The 18,144-nt window shown below is 67.5% G+C and carries 20 protein-coding genes and 1 tRNA gene; 15 read left to right on the top strand and 6 right to left on the bottom strand.

All coding sequences use genetic code 11. The features are described 5' to 3' along the window. Nucleotides 1–191 precede the first annotated feature (191 nt). From VNE62_08440 to VNE62_08465, 6 genes are all read left to right on the top strand, one after another. Nucleotides 192–938 carry an alpha/beta hydrolase gene (locus VNE62_08440; protein ID HVE92313.1) on the top strand — a complete coding sequence of 249 codons (747 nt, stop codon included), beginning with the start codon at nt 192–194 and terminating at the stop codon, nt 936–938. Further along, nucleotides 935–1,870, top strand: a complete 936-nt coding sequence (locus VNE62_08445; GenBank protein ID HVE92314.1) for an ATP-binding cassette domain-containing protein — start codon at nt 935–937, stop codon at nt 1,868–1,870. The genes VNE62_08440 and VNE62_08445 overlap by 4 nt, the downstream gene beginning before the upstream one ends. A gap of 281 nt (nt 1,871–2,151) precedes the next feature. Then, a complete protein-coding gene (locus VNE62_08450) occupies nt 2,152–2,907 on the top strand; it encodes an ABC transporter permease (protein ID HVE92315.1) in 756 nt (251 codons plus the stop codon). Between the two features lie 108 nt (nt 2,908–3,015). Then, nucleotides 3,016–3,219, top strand: a complete 204-nt coding sequence (locus VNE62_08455) for a hypothetical protein (GenBank protein HVE92316.1) — start codon at nt 3,016–3,018, stop codon at nt 3,217–3,219. Between the two features lie 3 nt (nt 3,220–3,222). Further along, nucleotides 3,223–3,513, top strand: a complete 291-nt coding sequence (locus tag VNE62_08460) for a UBP-type zinc finger domain-containing protein (GenBank protein ID HVE92317.1) — start codon at nt 3,223–3,225, stop codon at nt 3,511–3,513. Between the two features lie 72 nt (nt 3,514–3,585). Beyond that, nucleotides 3,586–3,659 (top strand) — tRNA-Thr (locus VNE62_08465). Between the two features lie 166 nt (nt 3,660–3,825). Here VNE62_08465 and VNE62_08470 read toward each other — a convergent pair. Together VNE62_08470 and VNE62_08475 are read right to left on the bottom strand one after the other, a co-directional pair. Continuing rightward, the gene (locus tag VNE62_08470) at nt 3,826–4,113 is read right to left on the bottom strand and encodes a hypothetical protein (GenBank protein HVE92318.1); all 288 of its coding nucleotides are present in this window, start codon (nt 4,111–4,113) and stop codon (nt 3,826–3,828) included. A 244-nt stretch (nt 4,114–4,357) separates the two neighbouring features. Beyond that, nucleotides 4,358–4,963: a TetR/AcrR family transcriptional regulator gene (locus tag VNE62_08475; protein HVE92319.1), complete on the bottom strand. Its 606-nt coding sequence runs from the start codon at nt 4,961–4,963 to the stop codon at nt 4,358–4,360. A 130-nt stretch (nt 4,964–5,093) separates the two neighbouring features. Between VNE62_08475 and VNE62_08480 the strand changes: the two genes are divergently transcribed. The 5 genes from VNE62_08480 (at nt 5,094) to VNE62_08500 (ending at nt 10,061) form a co-directional block, all read left to right on the top strand. Beyond that, nucleotides 5,094–6,329, top strand: coding sequence for a hypothetical protein (locus tag VNE62_08480; GenBank protein ID HVE92320.1), 1,236 nt, complete (start codon nt 5,094–5,096; stop codon nt 6,327–6,329). Continuing rightward, the gene (locus tag VNE62_08485; GenBank protein HVE92321.1) at nt 6,326–7,402 is read left to right on the top strand and encodes a multicopper oxidase domain-containing protein; all 1,077 of its coding nucleotides are present in this window, start codon (nt 6,326–6,328) and stop codon (nt 7,400–7,402) included. The genes VNE62_08480 and VNE62_08485 overlap by 4 nt, the downstream gene beginning before the upstream one ends. Then, complete coding sequence (locus VNE62_08490; protein HVE92322.1) at nt 7,399–8,763, top strand: right-handed parallel beta-helix repeat-containing protein; 1,365 nt, start codon at nt 7,399–7,401, stop codon at nt 8,761–8,763. Before VNE62_08485 ends, VNE62_08490 begins: the two co-directional genes overlap by 4 nt. 76 nt (nt 8,764–8,839) lie before the next feature. Next, nucleotides 8,840–9,277, top strand: coding sequence for a DUF488 domain-containing protein (locus VNE62_08495; GenBank protein ID HVE92323.1), 438 nt, complete (start codon nt 8,840–8,842; stop codon nt 9,275–9,277). Between the two features lie 280 nt (nt 9,278–9,557). Continuing rightward, nucleotides 9,558–10,061, top strand: a complete 504-nt coding sequence (locus VNE62_08500; GenBank protein ID HVE92324.1) for a nucleotidyltransferase family protein — start codon at nt 9,558–9,560, stop codon at nt 10,059–10,061. A gap of 52 nt (nt 10,062–10,113) precedes the next feature. Here the strand turns inward: VNE62_08500 and VNE62_08505 are convergent, their stop codons facing one another. The 3 genes from VNE62_08505 to VNE62_08515 form a co-directional block, all read right to left on the bottom strand. Continuing rightward, a complete protein-coding gene (locus VNE62_08505) occupies nt 10,114–11,085 on the bottom strand; it encodes a hypothetical protein (GenBank protein ID HVE92325.1) in 972 nt (323 codons plus the stop codon). Then, a complete protein-coding gene (locus VNE62_08510) occupies nt 11,069–11,578 on the bottom strand; it encodes a sigma-70 family RNA polymerase sigma factor (protein HVE92326.1) in 510 nt (169 codons plus the stop codon). The genes VNE62_08505 and VNE62_08510 overlap by 17 nt, the downstream gene beginning before the upstream one ends. Before the next feature lie 85 nt (nt 11,579–11,663). Beyond that, nucleotides 11,664–12,320 carry an HAD hydrolase-like protein gene (locus VNE62_08515; protein ID HVE92327.1) on the bottom strand — a complete coding sequence of 219 codons (657 nt, stop codon included), beginning with the start codon at nt 12,318–12,320 and terminating at the stop codon, nt 11,664–11,666. Between the two features lie 83 nt (nt 12,321–12,403). Between VNE62_08515 and VNE62_08520 the strand changes: the two genes are divergently transcribed. Together VNE62_08520 and VNE62_08525 are read left to right on the top strand one after the other, a co-directional pair. After that, nucleotides 12,404–14,203, top strand: a complete 1,800-nt coding sequence (locus tag VNE62_08520) for a hypothetical protein (GenBank protein ID HVE92328.1) — start codon at nt 12,404–12,406, stop codon at nt 14,201–14,203. After that, a complete protein-coding gene (locus tag VNE62_08525) occupies nt 14,200–15,396 on the top strand; it encodes a M12 family metallo-peptidase (protein HVE92329.1) in 1,197 nt (398 codons plus the stop codon). The genes VNE62_08520 and VNE62_08525 overlap by 4 nt, the downstream gene beginning before the upstream one ends. Here VNE62_08525 and VNE62_08530 read toward each other — a convergent pair whose 3' ends face one another. Further along, entirely contained in the window at nt 15,397–16,356 is a 960-nt protein-coding gene (locus tag VNE62_08530) for a sensor histidine kinase (protein HVE92330.1), read from the bottom strand. A 299-nt stretch (nt 16,357–16,655) separates the two neighbouring features. On the opposite strand from VNE62_08530, the gene VNE62_08535 reads away from it, so the two are divergent. Next, a complete protein-coding gene (locus tag VNE62_08535; protein ID HVE92331.1) occupies nt 16,656–17,417 on the top strand; it encodes a DUF4399 domain-containing protein in 762 nt (253 codons plus the stop codon). Nucleotides 17,418–17,419: 2 nt separating this feature from the next. Next, nucleotides 17,420–17,965, top strand: coding sequence for a DM13 domain-containing protein (locus tag VNE62_08540; protein HVE92332.1), 546 nt, complete (start codon nt 17,420–17,422; stop codon nt 17,963–17,965). Nucleotides 17,966–18,144: the final 179 nt, after the last annotated feature.

Consider the following 18,144-nt stretch of genomic DNA (forward strand, 5'->3'; position numbering starts at 1 on the left):
GACCTGAGGTCCAGCCTGAAGACCGCGGTTGCCAGCGCCGCCCGCAAGGGCGCCAAGGTGGCCCAGGCCACCGGCAAGCGCCGCGGCCGTCCGCCGAAGAGTCGGTAGGGATTCAACTTCAAGGGCCGGCCCCTTCGGGGCCGGCCCTTTTGTTTTGCCCCTTCGCGGGGCGGGCAAGTAGTCCTGTCCGCATGGCCCCCTCTCGCAATCCTTCGAACTCCGCACGCACCATCGCCGGCCGCTTCGCGTCCGATGGTGCTGCTGCCGCACGCCCGGTCGTGGTGGTCCACGGACTCGGGTTGTCCAGCCGGTACATGGATCGGTTCAGCCGGGCGCTGGTCGGCGTCGGTCCCGTCTACGCCGTGGACCTGCCGGGGTTCGGGCGCAGCTTCCGTCCGGAGCAGCCGCTGGACGTGCCGGGCCTGGCCGACGCCCTTGTTGCCTGGATGCGGGGGGCCGGCATCGGTCCGGCGGTCCTGGTCGGAAACTCCCTGGGGGCCCAGGTCGTGCTGGACGTAGCAGTCCGTTACCCGGAACTGGCGCACCGTCTTGTGCTGATCGCTCCGACGGTGGACGTGAGAGCGAGGACTTTCCGGCGGCAGATGGTGCGCGTGCTGCTAACCAGCTTTCTCGAGCCTCCGGGGCTGATAGGGCTTGCGTGGGCGGCGTTCGCCCGGTGCGGCGCCCGGACCATATGGCGCACCGTCCGCAGCACGCTGGAAGACCCGGTCGAGCGTAAGCTGCCGCTGGTGCGGGTGCCGACGCTGGTGGTGCACGGCCAGAGGGACCGCCTGGTCCCGCTGCGGTGGTCCAGCGAGGTGACGCGGCTGCTTCCCCGTGGCAGGCTTCGCGTGGTGCGGGGCGGCCATGCGCCGCAATACTCCAATCCGGTGACGGTTGCCGGATTCGTCCGTGAGCTGGTCGAGGAGCCTTTGTGATCGGGGTCGAGTCGCTCAGAAAGTCGTTCGGGGACACGCTGGCGCTGGACGGGGTCGATCTGGACGTCGCTGAGGGAACGGTCCTGGGACTGCTGGGTCCCAACGGCGCGGGCAAGACGACTGCCGTCCGGATCCTGGCCACCCTGCTCCGGCCCGACGCCGGGCTGGCCCACGTCGCCGGGTACGACTGTGTTCGTGACGCCCACCGGGTCAGGTCGGTGATAGGCCTCACCGGCCAGTACGCGGCCATCGACGAGAACCTGTCCGGCTTTGAGAATCTCGAGATGATCGGGCGGCTGCTGGGTCTGGGCAGGCAGCGCTCGCGGGAAAGGGCCGACGAGCTGCTGGAGAGGTTCGAGCTCAAGGAGTCCGCCCACCGCTACTCCAAGACCTACTCCGGCGGCATGCGCCGAAGGCTGGACGTCGCCGGAAGCCTCGTCGGGCGGCCGAGGGTCCTGTTCCTCGACGAGCCGACGACGGGCCTGGACCCCCGCAGCCGACTGGAGCTGTGGCGCCTGGTGCGGGAGCTGGTGGCCGAGGGGACGACCGTGCTGCTCACGACTCAGTACCTGGAGGAGGCGGACCAGCTTTCCGACGACATCGCGGTGATCGACCGCGGGAAGGTGATCGCGCGGGGCACGCCCGACGAGCTCAAGTCGCGAACCGCGGGAAAGGTCCTGGAGGTCCGGCCTGCGGACATCGCCCAGCTGCGGCAGGCGGCGTCCGCCCTGGAGTTTCGAGGTTCGGAGGCCCGCATCGACAGCGACAGCGGGTCCGTGAACGTGGACATCGGCGATGACATGTCCCAGATCGCGGCGGCTCTGCGCAGGCTGGACCGCGCGAAGGTGCCCCTGTCCGACGTGGCGGTTCACAGCCCGAGCCTGAACGACGTCTTCGTGCGGCTGACCGGCGGGGGCGGTCCGGAGTCGTGAGCCGGCGGGAGCCGCCTCGCACCGGCGCGGGGGCCAAAGAGAAGTCTGCGTCCCCGGGGCGGCCGGGGGCCTCGAAGAAGCCCTCGTCGTCTCTGAGCGGCACCGGCAGACGGGTGGCCCGAAAGACCGTGGTCGCGAAACCCTCGAAGGCGCAGGTTCGCACGACGAAAGCCGCGCCGGTCGCCGCGACCGCACCAGCGCGCGGCGCGGCGCTGGAGACGGCGGCGCCTCGACCGCGCCCGGAGCCAGAGAGGCGGCCGCCGATTCCGGGACGGCCGTCGGTGCGACAGGCGGCGGCCCACTCGTTGATCGTGGCGCGGCGCAATCTGCTTCAGCTGCCGCGCACTCCTCAGCTGCTCGTGTTCACGGCAGTCCAGCCCGTGATGTTCGTCCTGCTGTTCTCCTACGTCTTCGGCGGGGCCATCCGGATCCCGGGTCTGAAGTACATCGACTTTTTGATCCCGGGGATCGTCGTGCAGACGGTCGCCTTCGGGACAATGACGACGGCTGTTGGACTAGCGGAGGACCTTTCAAAGGGCATCGTGGACAGGTTCCGTTCCCTGCCCATCTCCCGGGTGGCAGTTATCGCAGGACGTGTCATCGCCGACGCCGCGAGGACGGCGTTCACGGTGTTGTTGATCATCGCCGTGGGTAGCCTCATCGGCTTCAGGTTCCACGCCGGACCCGCGGCCGCCGTCGGTGTGGTCGCGATCGGGATCCTGTTCGGCTTTGCGTTCTCCTGGGTCGCCGTCAACATCGGCCTGCGGGTCGGCAACCCGGAGTCCGCGCAGGCGGCGTCGTTTCTGTGGCTGTTTCCGCTTACATTCGCGAGCTCGGCGTTTGTGCCCCCCGAGACGATGCCCCGGCTGCTGCGCGCGTTCGCCGAGGCGAACCCGATCACGAAGGTGATCGACGCACTGCGGGTGCTGGTCCTCGGGGGCCCGGCCGCCCGCGCCGTGCTGACGGCGCTGGCGTGGATCGTGGGCATCCTGTTCGTGTTCGCGCCGCTGGCGGTCCGGCGCTTTCGGCGCATGTGAGTCGCGCTGGGCCGGAGGGGGTACCGAACCCGTCTGAGCGCACTGGAACCCCCTGTTTTGCGGGCCGGTGATCGTTCGTCCCACCTGAACCCAAAAGGGAGGTCATTTATGAGCTGGCAGCAGGTGTCCGTGGTGGTGCCTTCGGACTTGGTGGAGCGCCTGTCCGTGCTTGCGGAGGCGAGTGGCGTAACCATGGATGGCTTTGTGGCCGCATCGATGGAGATCCGCTGCCGCGAGCACGAGGGACGCACCGAGCTGTCGGACGGCCTCGCCGAGGCGGCGCGGCGGTTTGACGCCGAACGCCCGAAGTAACAGATGCCCGAAACTTGCGAGCATGTGAACGAGGTTCAGGACGTGACGCCCTCGTCGGAGGGCTGCGAAGATTGCGTTCGGGTGGGGGATTCGTGGGTTCACCTGAGGCTGTGCATGACCTGCGGCCATGTCGGCTGCTGCGACAACTCCAAAAACCGCCATGCCACCGGCCATCACCACTCCACGAAGCACCCTTTGATCCAGTCCTTTGAGCCGGGGGAGACGTGGTGGTGGTGCTACGTGGATGAGGTCGATTTCGAAGTTCCGGGCGCGAAGTCGCCTTCTCACCGCTGAACGCGTTTGGAGATAGAGCGAACGAGGGATCTCGGTCCCGCCAGCGCCACCGCTCGTAAGATGGGGAGTCCCGCTGGCGTGGCGCAATCTGGCAGCGCAACGGATTTGTAATCCGTAGGTTGGGGGTTCGAATCCCCCCGCCAGCTCGTGACGTTGCCGATGCTCAGGGAGCGGTTTGCAAGGGCTTCTTTAGGCGCTCCGGAGGATAGGGCGAGCGGCGACAGCCAACCGGGCGGGACGGGACGGCGTCCTAACCGGCATTCCGTGCGGCTCGGGGGTGGGGAAGGACTGAGCGCGCGATGGCGCTGGCAGTTATGCGCTGCTCGTCGGCTCGATCCAGTGATGAACCGGCAGCATCGCAGGCGAACCGAAGTTGAAACCCTTCTCGCTCATCGCCTGCTTGAACATCGGAGCGAAGTCCGCGTACGCCTCGTCTGATTCCCACACTGAAATCGTGAAGAACTCGTCCCCTTCCCCGACGCCAGCGTGAAACAGGAGTCCACGAGGAACCGGCACCGGAGCGTCGTTCGAGCCCGCCCAACTGTCCTTGTACTGCTCGGCAGACATCGCCGGAGCCCTGTACACGACCGCCAGCGTCATAGAGTCGCCCTCCTGTTCGGCAAGCGCCCATAGTGCCCGCTCGCGCCATCAGGGTTCCGTCCCGGAGGTTCCCAGGCGCGGGGTGCCTTCCCGCGTGGTCGCCGCTGTGCCTTAAGCCCTCAGCTGCGGGTTCGCTGCTGCCCTGCGGGTCTCCCGCGGGCGGCACGATCACGGTCGGCGGCGCCTGATCAAGCCTGTGAGGCTGCCAATGGTCCGGCCTGGGGCGTGCTCGCCGGCGGGGTGCTCATCCGCCGGGAGTTGGTCGGGCGGCTTTGAAAAGACTGGCGGCCGTCCACCGCATCAGCTCTACGGCCTCCGATTTCGAGAGCCCGGCCAGGTCGGTCAGCCATATGAGTGTCTCGACGCCGATGACGGCCGCGATGGCCATCGCCAGTCGTTGGAGCTCTTCGTCCGGCATCTCGCCGGCCAGCGGATCCAGGGCGTCCCGGACCCACAGCAGCCGGCGAGCCTGACGCAGGGGGAGGTCCTCGTGACGGCCCCCCCCGCGCTCGAGGGCCACGCGCAGCGAAGCCCTCAGCGGCCCCTCTTCGTCCAGGACGTATTGGGTGATCCTTTCGACGACCGCGGTCAGCCTCGACTCCGCGTCTGGCCCCGCGTCGGGGGGAACCAGCGAAGGCGCGTCTATGTAGCTATGGCTGGCGGCCAGCAGGTCGGACTGGTTGGGGAAGTAGCGATACGCCGTAGCCCGGGAGACGCCGGCCTCGTCCGCCGCCTGCTCGACCGTGGGCATCGTCCCGGTCTCAAGCAGCTTGCGCGTGGCGGCCACGATGGCCGTTCGAGTCCTGGCCTTCTGCTTCGTCCGGCCGGTGTCTCCATATGGGATTGACATGCTCATAATGATACGCTAGTCTCACGATCACCGGTGAGAACCAAACCCTCAAAGCGGACTTACGCGAGTCCTAGGAGACGGGGGCGGGTGACCGCCGGAGACGGACGACTGGGCGCAAAGGGGATCTGACATGAAGCGAGTTCTGCTGGCTGTGGTGGTAACGGCATTGCTGGCGCCGACTCACGCCGTTTCGGCGCCGTTGGTGGAGCCTCGGGCGGCGGTGCAGGCGGATGGACCCGACCATCTGGTGCACGCGGGAACCGTCGATCCGACCGATCCAACCGGCATCTACCAGTACGAGGCCTACTTTCCGAGGCAACTCAGTGTCCACAAAGGTGACTGGGTGCGTTGGGAGTTCCCCGACCAGGGAAACGGGGCGGTGGCTTTCCACACGGTCACCTTCGGCAATCCAGACGAGATTACGTATGCGCGCGGCGACGAGGTCCCGGGGACGCTGGCGTTCGACGAGGAATCCTTCTTCAGCTCGGGCTGCGGGCGGACCGGACTGCCGGTGTGCAGGATCTCGTCTCCGGGCCAGGTCGTGTCCTCGGGGACGCCGATCCTGCACAACTCGGGTCCCGGCAAGGTTCACCCCTTTGACGCGATCGTCGACCTGCCCCAGGGCACGTACAGCTACTTCTGCGCTCTCCACCACCCGCTGATGCAGGGGACCATCCAGGTCGTGGACGACGACGTTGCCCTGAACAATCGCAAGCCGCAGGACTTCGTGGCCGAGATCACGGCCGCGACTGTCGAGGCCAAAAAGCAGTTCGCGGAGATAAGCGACAAGCCCAAGTTGGAAATAGAGGAAGGAGGGCGGCGAGTGTGGACCATCGCCGCGGGCGCCCGCAGTAACACGACGGGTATCCCGGTGGTTGCCGAGGAGTTCCTGCCGTCGGCGGCTCGGCCCATCGAGCCCGGGGACACGGTGCGCTGGGTCATGGGGGGCACCGCCCACACGGTCACGTTCCCCGAGGCGAGGGGACCGGCCCACATAACTCTCAACTGCGAGTTCGACGGGGCCGCCACCGGGGCGCCGGGAGTGCCGGGCATCGGGGTAGGCGGAATCGTGCCGGGAATGTCTGCGTGTCCGCCCGGCGGTTCGATTGAGATGGGGATGACCGAACTGGGGGCCAACCAGCAGCGGGCCCCGAACGACGTCGTGGCGCCGGGGACCTTCCACAACTCCGGGATCATGATCGGCGGCAACCTGCCGGAGCGCATGCGAGGGCGTCCGCCGGGCTCGGGAACGCACTTTCCTTCGGAGTTCGAAGCGACCTTCCCCTACCCGGGTACCTACACGTACCGCTGCATCATCCACGCGGGGTTCATGGGCGGCACTATCACGGTGAAGGGTGTCGGATGAAGTGGTTGAAGCACCCACTCGTTCGGATCGCACTGGCGGTCGTGGTGGTGTCGTCGTCGCTCGGCGGCGGCACCGCCCACCCGGCCGGTGACACCCCCGAAGGCTGCGTCACGCCAACCAAGCACCTGACGCTGTACGCGGTGCAGCTGCCGCCGGCGCCGGACGGGTCGGTGCGGCTGGCCTACGGACGGACCCCAGAAACGGCGTCCATTCCCGGGCCAACCATCGAGCTATGGGAGGGCGACTGCCTGGCGCTGACTCTAGTGAACGACATCCCCGAGGCCACCCTGGCGGAGATGCGCAAGCCGCCGGGTGACGGCAAGACTCCTCTAGGGGTGTCGGCCCACCCGCACGGCGTGAAGTACCGGCCGAACTCCGACGGTATTCCCGGAAACCGCTGGCACGAAGGCTCGTTCGTGCCGCCGGGCCAGGCCCGGACCTTCGTCTGGTACGCAGCTCCTCTGACCACCGTGGGCAAGCGCGTCGGGTCCCTCGGCTCGGCGGGGTACTGGTGGTACCACGACCACATCGCCGGCACCACACACGGCACCGGCGGCGTGGGGGCCGGTCTGTTCGGCGCCCTGATCGTCCGACGCGCGGGGGACCTCACGCCCGACCGGACGTTCGTGGTGGGGATGGGCGACAACGCCACATTGAATCTCGCGCGTTCCCCCGGCACCGACTGTGAGAGCCGGGACACGCCCGTCGGCAACCGGTGCATGGTGGCCAAGCCCGGCGAGCGCGTCGAGTTCGTGGTGGTCGGCATGGGCAGCGAGCACCACACCTTCCACATGCACGGACATTCATGGGCCGACACCCGGACCGGAGCCTTGACCGGCGCCTTGGATCCCGCGAGGGTCATCGACAATAAAAGCGTGGGGCCCGCGGACACATTCGGCTTCCAGGTGATCGCCGGTGAGTCCGTCGGGACGGGTTCCTGGATGCTGCACTGTCACGTCCAGCCGCATTCCGACGCGGGCATGACCACGTTCTTCCACGTCACGCCGGACGGAAAGCCCCCGCTTCCCGTCGGGAGCGGCCACGAGCACGACCACCACGGGCTGGTGGGATGAGTCTGCGGCGCGCGGGCGGTCTGGTCACGGCCTGTTTGCTCATCAGCTCGATGCTGGGCACGCCGGCGTACGCCGAAACCCATGACGTGACCATCCACGACTTCTTCTTCAGCCCGAAGACGTTGAAGATCAAACCGGGGGACACGGTGCGGTGGACGGCCACCGCGTCCGGACACACAGTCACGGAGGGTCGGGCGGGCGCTCCGTTGGGCAGCAGCCGGTTCAACTTCGATCCGGACCGCACGCTGAACGCAGGAGAGCAGCGTTCGTGGACCTTCCCGGTCGAGGAGTACGTCTACTACCGCTGCCGGGTGCACATCAGCATGGAGGGGCTGATCCAGGTGGGCAATCCTCCCGGAGCGCCTGTACCGGAGACGCCTTCAGTGATCGTGCCGGACGACGTGCCGACCATCGCGGACGCAGCCACGAGCGCGCAGCCTGGGACCCGGGTGCTGATCCGTCCGGGGGTGTTCCGCGAGGAGGTCGTGGTGACGGTGCCTCGTCTGGAGATCATCGGTCTGGGCGAGCAGCCGGACGAGGTGGTGCTGAATGGGGAGGACGTTCGCAACGTGGGGTTGACCGTGTCCGCACCCGGCGTGCGGATAAGCAACCTGACCGTCACTCAGCACGCCCGAGCCGGAATCGCAGCGGCCGGGGTGTCCGGGATGGTGGTGTCAGACGCGGTCGTGGCCGACAACACCCTTTACGGCGTGGATGCCCGTGAGCCCGCGGGTCTTACGGTGCGCGGGGTGCGGGTGACCGGCCATGGCATCGCTGGGATCGGGGTCCGCGGCTGTGTGAGGTGCGGTGCTCTCATCGAAGATGTGCAGCTTGAGGGCAACGCAGCGGGCTTGGTGGCCGTGGACGCCACAGGGGTGATTGTCCGGAGCTCGCGGATCCAGGGCAATGCTGTGGGGGCCGTCCTCAAGGATGTGGGGGGGTCGCAGGTGTCCGGGAACACTCTCAGGGACAACGACTCCACCGGCGTCTGGGTGGCAGCCGTGTTCAGGGACCCCCAGCCGCCCACCGGAGCCGGGGTCTGGATCTCCGGCGGAGGGTCGAACCTCATCGCCTCGAACACGGCGACGGGTCACACCTACAACATCGCGGTCACCGGTCCTGCCCCCGTTGCGGGGCACAGGATCCAGGACAACGTTCTAGGGGAGGCCGAGCACGCGGACATCGGTGTCGACGCCGCGGGAGCCGGTCTATGTCTCAGCGGGAACGGCCAGGCGGCAACTCACCCTATGGAGGCTGCAGCGCTCTACGCCTGCGACATGCCAGCCACGGTGATTGCGCCCTACCCGGTCGTCACTGCCAACCTCTTCTCTCACGCTCGGGAGGCGGGTTACCCGGTCTGAGGTAGGACTCGACCGCGGCAGCGCGCTTCCGAGTGCGCTTTTATGGTTCCGAGGTGAGTGACTTCCGAGGGCGCCGGTGAGACTGTTCACCATCGGCTTCACCAAAAAGAGCGCCGAGACGTTCTTCGAGACCTTGCTGGAGGCCGGGGTGAAGCGCGTGGTCGACATCCGGCTTTACAACCGTTCGCAGCTTGCAGGCTTCGCGAGGCGCGACCACCTCGCCTACCTCCTGGACAGGATCGGCGGCATCGACTACATCCACGAACCCAGGCTTTCACCCACGCCCGAGCTGTTCACTGCGCTCAAAAAGCAGAAGTGCCCCTGGCAGGAGTACGAGGAGGGCTTCCTTCAGCTCATGCGCGACAGGCAGGTCGAGGAGGTGCTGCGCTCCGAGCTCCGGGACGACGACTGCCTGCTGTGCACCGAGGACAAAGCTGACCACTGTCACCGTCGGCTGGTGGCCGAGTACCTGCGGGAGGCCTGGGGAGAGGTTCAGGTCCACCACCTGGGCTGAGCTCGCGACTCCCGGAAATCCGGCGGGGTTCGCTTTCACCCTGCCAAGCTCTGTTTCCGATCTCGTCTCGACACCGACGGGGTCAAAACTTCAGGCGCACGACAAACCGCTGGGGACGGGAGGGGATCCTGATGGCATGGGGACGGATCGGGCTCGTGACGTTGCCGATGCTCAGCAGATGGTCCTGGCTACCCTCAGGTGGTGCAAAACCAACGACTGATCCTCGAGGGCGTCCTCCTCGAAGACGGCACCATCCCAGAAACTCAGTCGAGCCGAGGCTTTGGGACTGCCGGATTGGTACCTGACCGCCGGCTGCCTCTTTCAAAGGGTCTGGAACCATCTGCACGGCTACCCGCTCGCTAACGGGATCCTCGATTACGACCTCTTCTATTGCGATCCCGCGGACCTGTCGTGGGAGGCCGAAAACAAAGTGATCGAGCGGGCCGCCGACGCGTTCGACAATCTCGGCGTCGAGGTCCAAGTGCGCAATCAGGCACGCGTTCACGTCTGGTTTGAAGACCACTTCGGCATTGCTATCGCACCTTTCGCGTCATCCAAGGATGCGATCCGCAACTTCCTCGCGACGGCTTGTTGCATCGGGATCCGAACCAACAACGGCACCATCGAGGTTTACTCGCCGTTCGGGACAGACGACCTCTTCGAGTTGATCGTTTGCAGAAACGCCTATGCCGCTGGGCCCCAGTCCGCTTTCGAGAAGAAGACAAAGCGGTGGACCCAGCTCTGGCCTCGGCTTACGGTCTTGCCCTGGGACTCACCGCGCTAGTCGAGGTGCGTGCCTCATCTTCGACGGCTGGTGGCGTCACGCCGGGTCGCGCTCAGCCCTTTCCGGTGACTGGTAGGGCCCCGGCCGGCGCTTCGATCATGACGGGGGCGCCCAGGTCGTAGAACCGGGCGGTGTACTCGCTGCGGTGCACGACGATTGTCGTCGGGGCGCCGGAGGGCGCGGGAATCAGGCGCACCGTACCGTCCGGCCGTTTCTCGAACGCCTCGCCCGTCGTCCGCGTCTCCTTCCACTCCGTGCGCAGGTCGATCCGGCGAACCACGTCCCGACGGTCCACCAGCAGCGAAAGGTGGGTCACCCGGCTCCCGTCGTTCGGCCCGAGCCCAAGGTTCATCGTCGGCACGTTTCCCGGCGTTCCGGCGACAAGCCGACGCATCCGCTCGCCGTCGACAGGCCGTGAGCCTTGTTCGCTGAAGGACGCGGAGGGCTGGAGCATGTCCAACAGGTCGCGCGGATCGAGGCTGAACAGGTCCTTTCGCTGGGATCCACTGGCAGCTACGTCGTGGTACCAGCGCTTGCGCTCCGGGGGGCCGTCCAGGAGGTAGAACTGGCCCCCGACGGTGCGGTTGACCGATTGGAAACCGGGCCGGCCGCGAGAGCCCGCGAAGTCGGTGACCATCTCCAGGTCATTGCCGGCGAAGGTCATCTTCGAGATCCCCCGCTGCTCCGTCTGCGTTCCCGCGTCCATAGCGAAGGTGACCTCGGCCCGTCCCGTGTCCGCCAGACCGGTGTGTGAGGCAGCGGCAACCAGCCGGACGTCCAGAGGGGGACGCGGTGCCTTCGCGTCCCTCGACACCGCAATGAGACCTCCCGCGACTACGGCGGCCACGGCGGTCGCCGCCAACAGCGCCCGGTGTCGCGGCTTGCTGCCGCGGGGCATGGAGGTGACCCGGTCCAGTAGCAGTAGTGCGGCGGCGGATTCCGGGTTCGCGGACGGCTCGTCGAGGACCGGGCGGGCGTTGCGGAGGGCGATGAGGACGTCGCCGGCGTCAGATCTGTCTTTCACGCTGTCTCCCTTCGTGTCTTACCGGAGTGGGCAGTGCTTTCGCCAGACGTGACCTAGCCCGATGCAGGCGAACTCGTGCCGCGGCGGGTGTGCAGCCGAGGACGACTGCGGCCTCCCTCGGCGTCAGTTCGTCCCAGGCGACGAGCTGCAGGATCTCGCGGTCGGCGGCAGGCAGGGAGTCGAGCGCTTCTCGGATCCGGTCTCCCGTCTGTCCGGCGGGTTCCGAAACGGGCTCGGCCGTCAGGCGCAGGTGGGCCGACTTCTCCCGCTGCGAGCGGCGCAGCGAGTTGCGCCAGTGGTTGCGGGCCACGGCCAGCAGCCACGGGAGGGGGTTGTCCCGGGGCACCCGGTCCAGCTTCCGCCACGCGACGGTGAACACTTCCGCTACAAGGTCGTCGGCATCGGCGGGGGCCAGGCCGCGGTGGCGCGCGTAGCGCCGGACCGAGGAGTAGGTCTCCTGAAACATCCGACGGAAGCGAGTTTCTTCGTCCATCACCTGGATCATGTCTCGGCAGTGACCGAACGTTACTGGGGAGCCCCCACCCGGATGACGACCACGTCGTGTACGAGGGAACCGCTCAGGGTGAGGCGTCCTCGGCCAGGCTGACCCACTCGTGGCAGGACTCGAAGAGATAGTCCGGACGTTCGGCGACGAGCTCTTCGCGCGAGCCGTAGCCCCAGATCACGCCGCCGGCGAACAGGCCGTTGCGACGAGCGGCCGACAGGTCGACTCCGCGGTCACCGATCATCAGCGACTTCGCGCCGACGCGGCCTTGTTCGCGCAGGGACGTGAGCTGCATCGTCTTGTCGATCCCCACGTCGCCTCCGTGGACAAAGTCGAAGAACCTGCGCAGGTCGAACAGGTCCAGCACCTTGATCGCGAAGTCGACGCGCTTGGAGGTGCAGACGGCCATCCCGACCCCCGCTTCGGCGAGCGCTGAGAGCGTCTCGGGAACCCCCGGGTACACGCGGTTCTCGGCGAAGCCGACGTCGCCGTAGCGCTCCCGATACCTGGCGACCATCGACTCGATCGCCAGTGGGTCGCCTGCGCCGGTCAGCGTCGCGAACGTCTGGTCGATCGGGGGGCCGATGTACCTGGTCAGCTCGGCGTCCGGCTGTGCATCGAAGCCGTGGGAGGTCAGAGCGTGGTTGATGGACCGGCAGATGCCCGCCGCGGGGTCCGTGAGGGTGCCGTCGAGGTCGAACAGGACGAGGTCGTGCGGGGTGCGGGGCACGTCCCAGTCTGTGCCCCGCGGGCAGGAGCCGGGGGCCCGGCGGCGAATCATCAGGTTGACCCATCCGACGTCAAGGGGAGCTGATGCGCCGCATATCCAACCTCGTAGCTCTTGTCCTGATCTCAGGCCTTCTGGCTCCGGCCCCCGCGGCTGCCGCCGCGCCTCCCGGGTGCGTCGCGGGCGGACCCGCGGGCGCCGCTACCTCGCTCGTGTCTCCGCACGCCAGGCTCGGCGCCGCCGGCACCGCCGTCGGCTTTCCCAGCGCGATCGCATCCGATCCGGTGTTCATGGGCCACGACGTGGAGCACCGGATGATCTCGGTCGCCGGCCTGTGGTGCGGCGTCGAGGCTTTCGACCTGGCATGGGCCCTTGCCGGCCGCACCGGATCGGCGGCCGACCGGGCGTCGGCGTTCGCGACGGTCGCCGGGACCCCGTGGTTTGGCGACGTCACCGTTCGCAGCGCCGCTACCGACGTCACCGGCGTCGTCCGACTCGTTACCCACGGCTCCCGCAACGGAGTGCTCGCGGACTGGACCGTGGCCGTGGACGCTATGGGCGTCCGGTCCGCTTTGTGGCGCGCCACCCACATCGGGGTCGCTCCGTTTGAGGCCGAGATCGGGGGGCTGACGGCTCTGCCGGGAGCGTCCAGGTCGTTCAGCCGCTCCGGCGGTCTCGTCCGGCTGGACGGGCCCTTGGTGCCGGCCATGTCCACCGCGACAGTGGAGCTTCAGGCCGAGGTGAACACGGCGGACGGGTTCAAGATCCTGATCCGCAACGGGGACTCTCCCATCGGAGTGGTCTCGGAGGACGAGACCGGCGTCCACAACGTGGACATCATGAAGCTCACACGGGACGCGGCCGCCTCGAACTACCAGGAGTTCCTGGACTGGGGGATGGAAGGCCGCTGGGCCGACCGCACCGGCACCATCGGGATCGACGACGCGCTTTCGCTGTACTGCATCGCCTGCGTGCAGTACTCCGACGGGTTCAACATCCACATGTCCAGCCGGACCGTGGAGCTCTTGGAGGTGCTGGGCTTCTCCTACCCGGACGCATCAGCGGCGTTCACCAATGTCCTGGGCCATGAGATGTGGCACACCTTCCAGATGGGCTATTGGGGGGCCGAGGGCTCCAGAGGAATGCCGTCGGCGGTCACCGAGGGCCACGCCCGCTTTCAGGAGACCCTGCACAGCTATTCCCAGGTAAGCCATCAGCCCGGCAGCCTCGTCTACGCACTGAGCGACGCCTCCAGCTACGCGAACTCCTGCAACGGGTACTTCTTCGTGGGATCGGGAATCATCGTCCGCCCCACGCAGGACGCCGCGGTGGCCGCGGCGATGACCACACACTCCTACGACATGTGCCTTTTCTGGATGTCCTGGTACGCCACGAACGGCATGTCCGGGTTCGTGTCCTTTATGGAGTCGGACCCAGCGTCCGCACAGGGGGGGTTCTGGGAGAAGTTTCAGTCCGGACTCGAGTCCTCTGCCGGCGACGCGGGGCTTGAGTTCGCGCGGTTCGGTGCGAGGCTGCTGTCGGACGCCAAGCTCGAGTGGGGTCCGGCGGTGGGGGGCGGTCCGGTGCTGGACTGGTCCGAGCACCTCAGGTCCTGGACGCCGGGGGCCCAGACGGGGCCCACCACCAAACGCACTCTCGGCGGCGGAGGAATCGCCGCCCGGCCCGTGGTCGGTGCTGGTACCGCGGTGCTCAGCGGGGGGGACGGCGCCCGGCTCTACCTGGCTACCAGCGGTGGTAACGGATTGTCCGTAACCCGAGTCGGCTCGGGTGACGCAGTGGGCGCCCCCGCCGAGGGCGACAGGTCGTGGCTCATCGCGGTGAACGTGGGGGGCAACGCCTCCGCAGTCACGTTCGGAACGGCGTGAAGGCGTTTCGCGTGAAAGCAGCCGGGTTCCGTCCGAAGCGCGCCGCAGCGACCTTCGTCGTGGCGATCTCGCTGCTGGCGACCGCGACGGGTGCGGCTTCCGTCCCCGCCGTCTCGTCTGCGCGAGTGGCCGCCCTGCCGGACGGGTCGGCTGCGGCCCTGGCCGCGGGGCGTCCGGTCGACCTGCGACTTCCGATCGGGATCTTCCGGCTGACGGCCACTCCCAACGACGTGCTGGCCGAGGGGGCCGAGGTGGTCTCCATCTCGGATGCATCTCGCGTCCCGCGGCCCCGGCCCCCCGTCACCACCTACATCGGATCGGTTTCGCCGGACATGGGGTTGCGCGTTCGGCTGGGCATCGACCGGACGGTCCGGGGCATCGTCCTGCAGCCCGACGGCACGGGTTGGACGCTCATCCCACGGACCGACGGAGGGGCCGACGCCGTCACGCTTGACGACCATCCCGAGGCCACAGGCGAGGACGGGATCGCGGTCCCGGGAGTGGACTCCAACGTCCGAGCCGACGGCGTCCCGGCGGGGAACTCGGGAACGCTGCTGCTTCGTCTGGCGCTGGAGGTGGACCACGTCTACTTCGGCTTTTACCGCACGACCTGGGAGCAGAACGTCCTGGAGCTCGTGAACATGACCGAGGCGATCTACGAGCAGATAGACGTCCGATTCCGGGTCACCTCGCTGGGGGCCTGGCAGACACCCGATCCGTACACCGCGCCCAACGCGTGTGGAGGAGGCAAGCTCGAGCAGTTCAGCTCCTACTGGCGAAACGACCACGTTCGGCGCGCCATTCCCCGCGACACCGCCCACCTGCTCACGGGGTTCATGAGCGGTTCGGCTGCCGGCTGTGCGTATGTGTCGCAACTGAACACGAGCCTGGCCTACGCGGTCAACCTGTTCCGGGGCGGCCTGACCGGAATGCGCGACAGCGTCAACATCTTCGCGCACGAGCTTGGCCACAACTTCAACGGCAGACACGAAAAGAGCATCGGCCCCTACGGCGCGACCGGACTTGGCACCGCGGCCATAGTCCCGCCGTACACGCTGATGAACCCGAGCATCGGAGCCGTCGTGTTCCGGTTCAGCGACCTCGATGGGGCCGTGTCCCCGCAGACGGGCCAGGAACTGGACAACGCGGGGGCGATGAGGTCCTATGCCCAGTTGCGGCTCGGGCCCGCCTGACTAGGGGGCGCCGGTGCGCATGTGCAGGCGCAGCACCGACCCGGAGGTGAAGAACCTCACCTGGACCAGGTCGCACAACTCGTTGGCCAGCCAGACGCCATAGCCGTGGGCCTGCTCGGCCTCCGGACGCTTGCGCCCGACCAGGGGGTTCTCGATGCGTCCGGTGTCGCGGACCTCGCAGATCACGCATTCCTCCTCCGCCCACACCCGGATGACTGCGGGGGTGCCCCCGTGGCGGAGGCTGTTGGTGGCGATTTCGGTCACCGCCAGGACGAAGTCCCGGGTCCGGGCTTCGTCCACCCCGGCTCCGGACGCGACGCGCTCCACGAGTTTCCTGAGCGGCTGGAGCCTGTCCACATCGAGGATGACCTCGTGAAAGGGCAGCTTCGGCTCCGGCAGCGCCTCGTCGAACCGCCGGTCGCATTCGCCCGGGTGCGTGTAGGTGTAGCTGTCCCACCGGATTCCGTCGGTGGACAGGACCGGGTGGCTGCGGTGGGCCTCCTCGATCACGTCGGCCGATAGTGCCTCGGTGTCGTACGGACACAGGATCCACGCGGGAGCGCCTTTAAAGGCCATGTTGATCAGCGACTCGTGTCGCTGGGCCTCCACCAGCTCCTCCCGGGATCGGCCCGACCAGATCGGCTCGCCGATTCCACGGACACGGGTGCCGGGCTTCACCTGTTCGTCGACGAAGTCGTGCCACCGGGAGATGATGCGTCCGGGATTCCGGCCGATCTCACGCATGTCCGCGAACATGGCTTTGTCCGCGTCGCGGCCGAGGGCAGAGCGGATAAGTTCGATCTTGTGGTCCACGACCATGACGAGGACTGGTTCGTCGGCGGTGATCGAGTCCCGTACAAACCTGCTCATCCGGTCCGTGAACTCGTCGTCGCCAGCGTAGAACAGAGCCTCGTGGACGAAGGTTCCCTCATTCGGGGGCGTCTGGGCCAGATTGCTCAACAGGATCTCCTGCAGGAGTAAGTGGGTGAGACGCCGATGGCCTCTTTCGAATTCATCGGCACAGTCGAGCCATTGCGCGACCCTCTTGTCGTGAGCGCGTCCGGAGCATGGTGTCTGGCGAGCCGGGAGGGGCGAGGGGACCCCGGAGCCGAGGAGATGTTACCCCTTGGACGCCAAGCTCACACAACAATTCCCGGCAGCGCACGTTGCCCCGCCGGGCGCATAGTGTGTCAAGCGTGACCGGGGGGTTGCGCAGACGGGTCGCTGACCCGCGCTGCCACGAACGACAAGGAGCGCAGATGAGGAACAGGCTTGTGATCGCGCTGGCGGTATGTGCGTTGGTGTTCTCGAGCGCGTGCGCGCAGGACGAGCAGGGCGACTCGACCGCTTCGCCGGCCTCCACCGCCGCAGCGGGTGGAGTCTCCCTGGAGGTCGCCGACCCGCCGACCAAGCTCAAGGGCAACGTCGTGCAGGCACAGGTGACGGTCAAGGGGGTTCAGATCGTCAAGGCCGACGGGGATACCTCGGGCAAGACCGGACACCTGCACGCCTTTATCGACCGTGAGCCGGTGGAGGTGGGACAGACGATCCCTGTCGAGAAGGGGATCGTGCACTCCGCGGAGAACCCGCTGACCCTGTACGGACTGTCCGAAGGAAGCCACGAGGTCACGGTCGTGCTGGGGGACGGGACGCACAAGCGAATCCACGAGGGGGTCGAGGAGACCTTCAACTTCGACGTGGAGGGTCCGACGGTGAAGGCGACGGTGGAAGGCACGACCGTGAAGCTGGCGTCCGACGGCGTGGACATCAAGGCTCCCGACGGCGACGCCTCGGGCAAAACCGGCCACTACATCCTGCTCATCGACCCGGCGGCGGCACCGAAGCCGGGCGTGGCCATTCCCACCACCGACAAGTCGAAGTTCATTCACACCACCGAGTCCTCGGTGCCTCTCACGGGGCTGACACCCGGGGACCACATCGTGTACGCCGTAGTGGCCAACGGCGCCCACGCGCCGCTCACGCCTCTGGTGGCCGACAGGGTGACGGTGACGGTTAAGTAGCGGTGGGGCTGCGCGCGTCGTTCGCGCGGCACCGCCGTCTGGTCCTCGCGGGGGGAGCCGCGGCCGCGGCTCTCCTCGTGTTCGTCCTGGCGTTTTTCCAGCCCCAGAAGCTGTTCATCGACCAGGTGGTGGACGAGACGCCGCCGCCGAAGTCGACTCCGGGCCCCGTGGGAACGGGTCCGGCATCTGCTCCGGTGGCGTCGGGGCCTCCGCCGGCAGAGGCCACCCCGGCCCCCGCACTGCCGTCGGGGACGTTCCGCTCCCTGGCCCATCAGTCAAAGGGACGGGCGGTCGTGGTCCCGGGGGACGGGGGGTCGCGGACGCTTCGCTTTGAGGACTTCTCCACCGACAACGGGCCGGACCTGCGCGTGTACCTGTCCGCGACCACGGACTACGACGCCGACTTCGTAGAGCTGGGAAGGCTCAAGGGCAACAAGGGAGCTCAGAACTACGACCTGCCCGGGAGCGTGGACCTGTCTCGGCACCGGTACGCGGTTGTGTGGTGCAAGCGGTTCTCGGTCGGATTCGCGGTGGCGGAACTGGCGTAGAGCCCGCGTGGCCAAGTGGGTTCTTCCGCATCTTGCTGACGGGCATCAGGGTTCCTCCTGCGATCAAACCGGACGGATCCCCTCAGGGCGCACCCGCTTTCGGGCTAGTAGGCCGGGTGAGACCAGCTGCCGGAGTAGGAGGCGATGGTGGTCCCGCCGCTGATCACCAAGCAGCTGCC

It is taken from the genome of Actinomycetota bacterium (assembly GCA_035536535.1).
Taxonomy (GTDB): Bacteria; Actinomycetota; JAICYB01; order JAICYB01; family JAICYB01; genus DATLNZ01.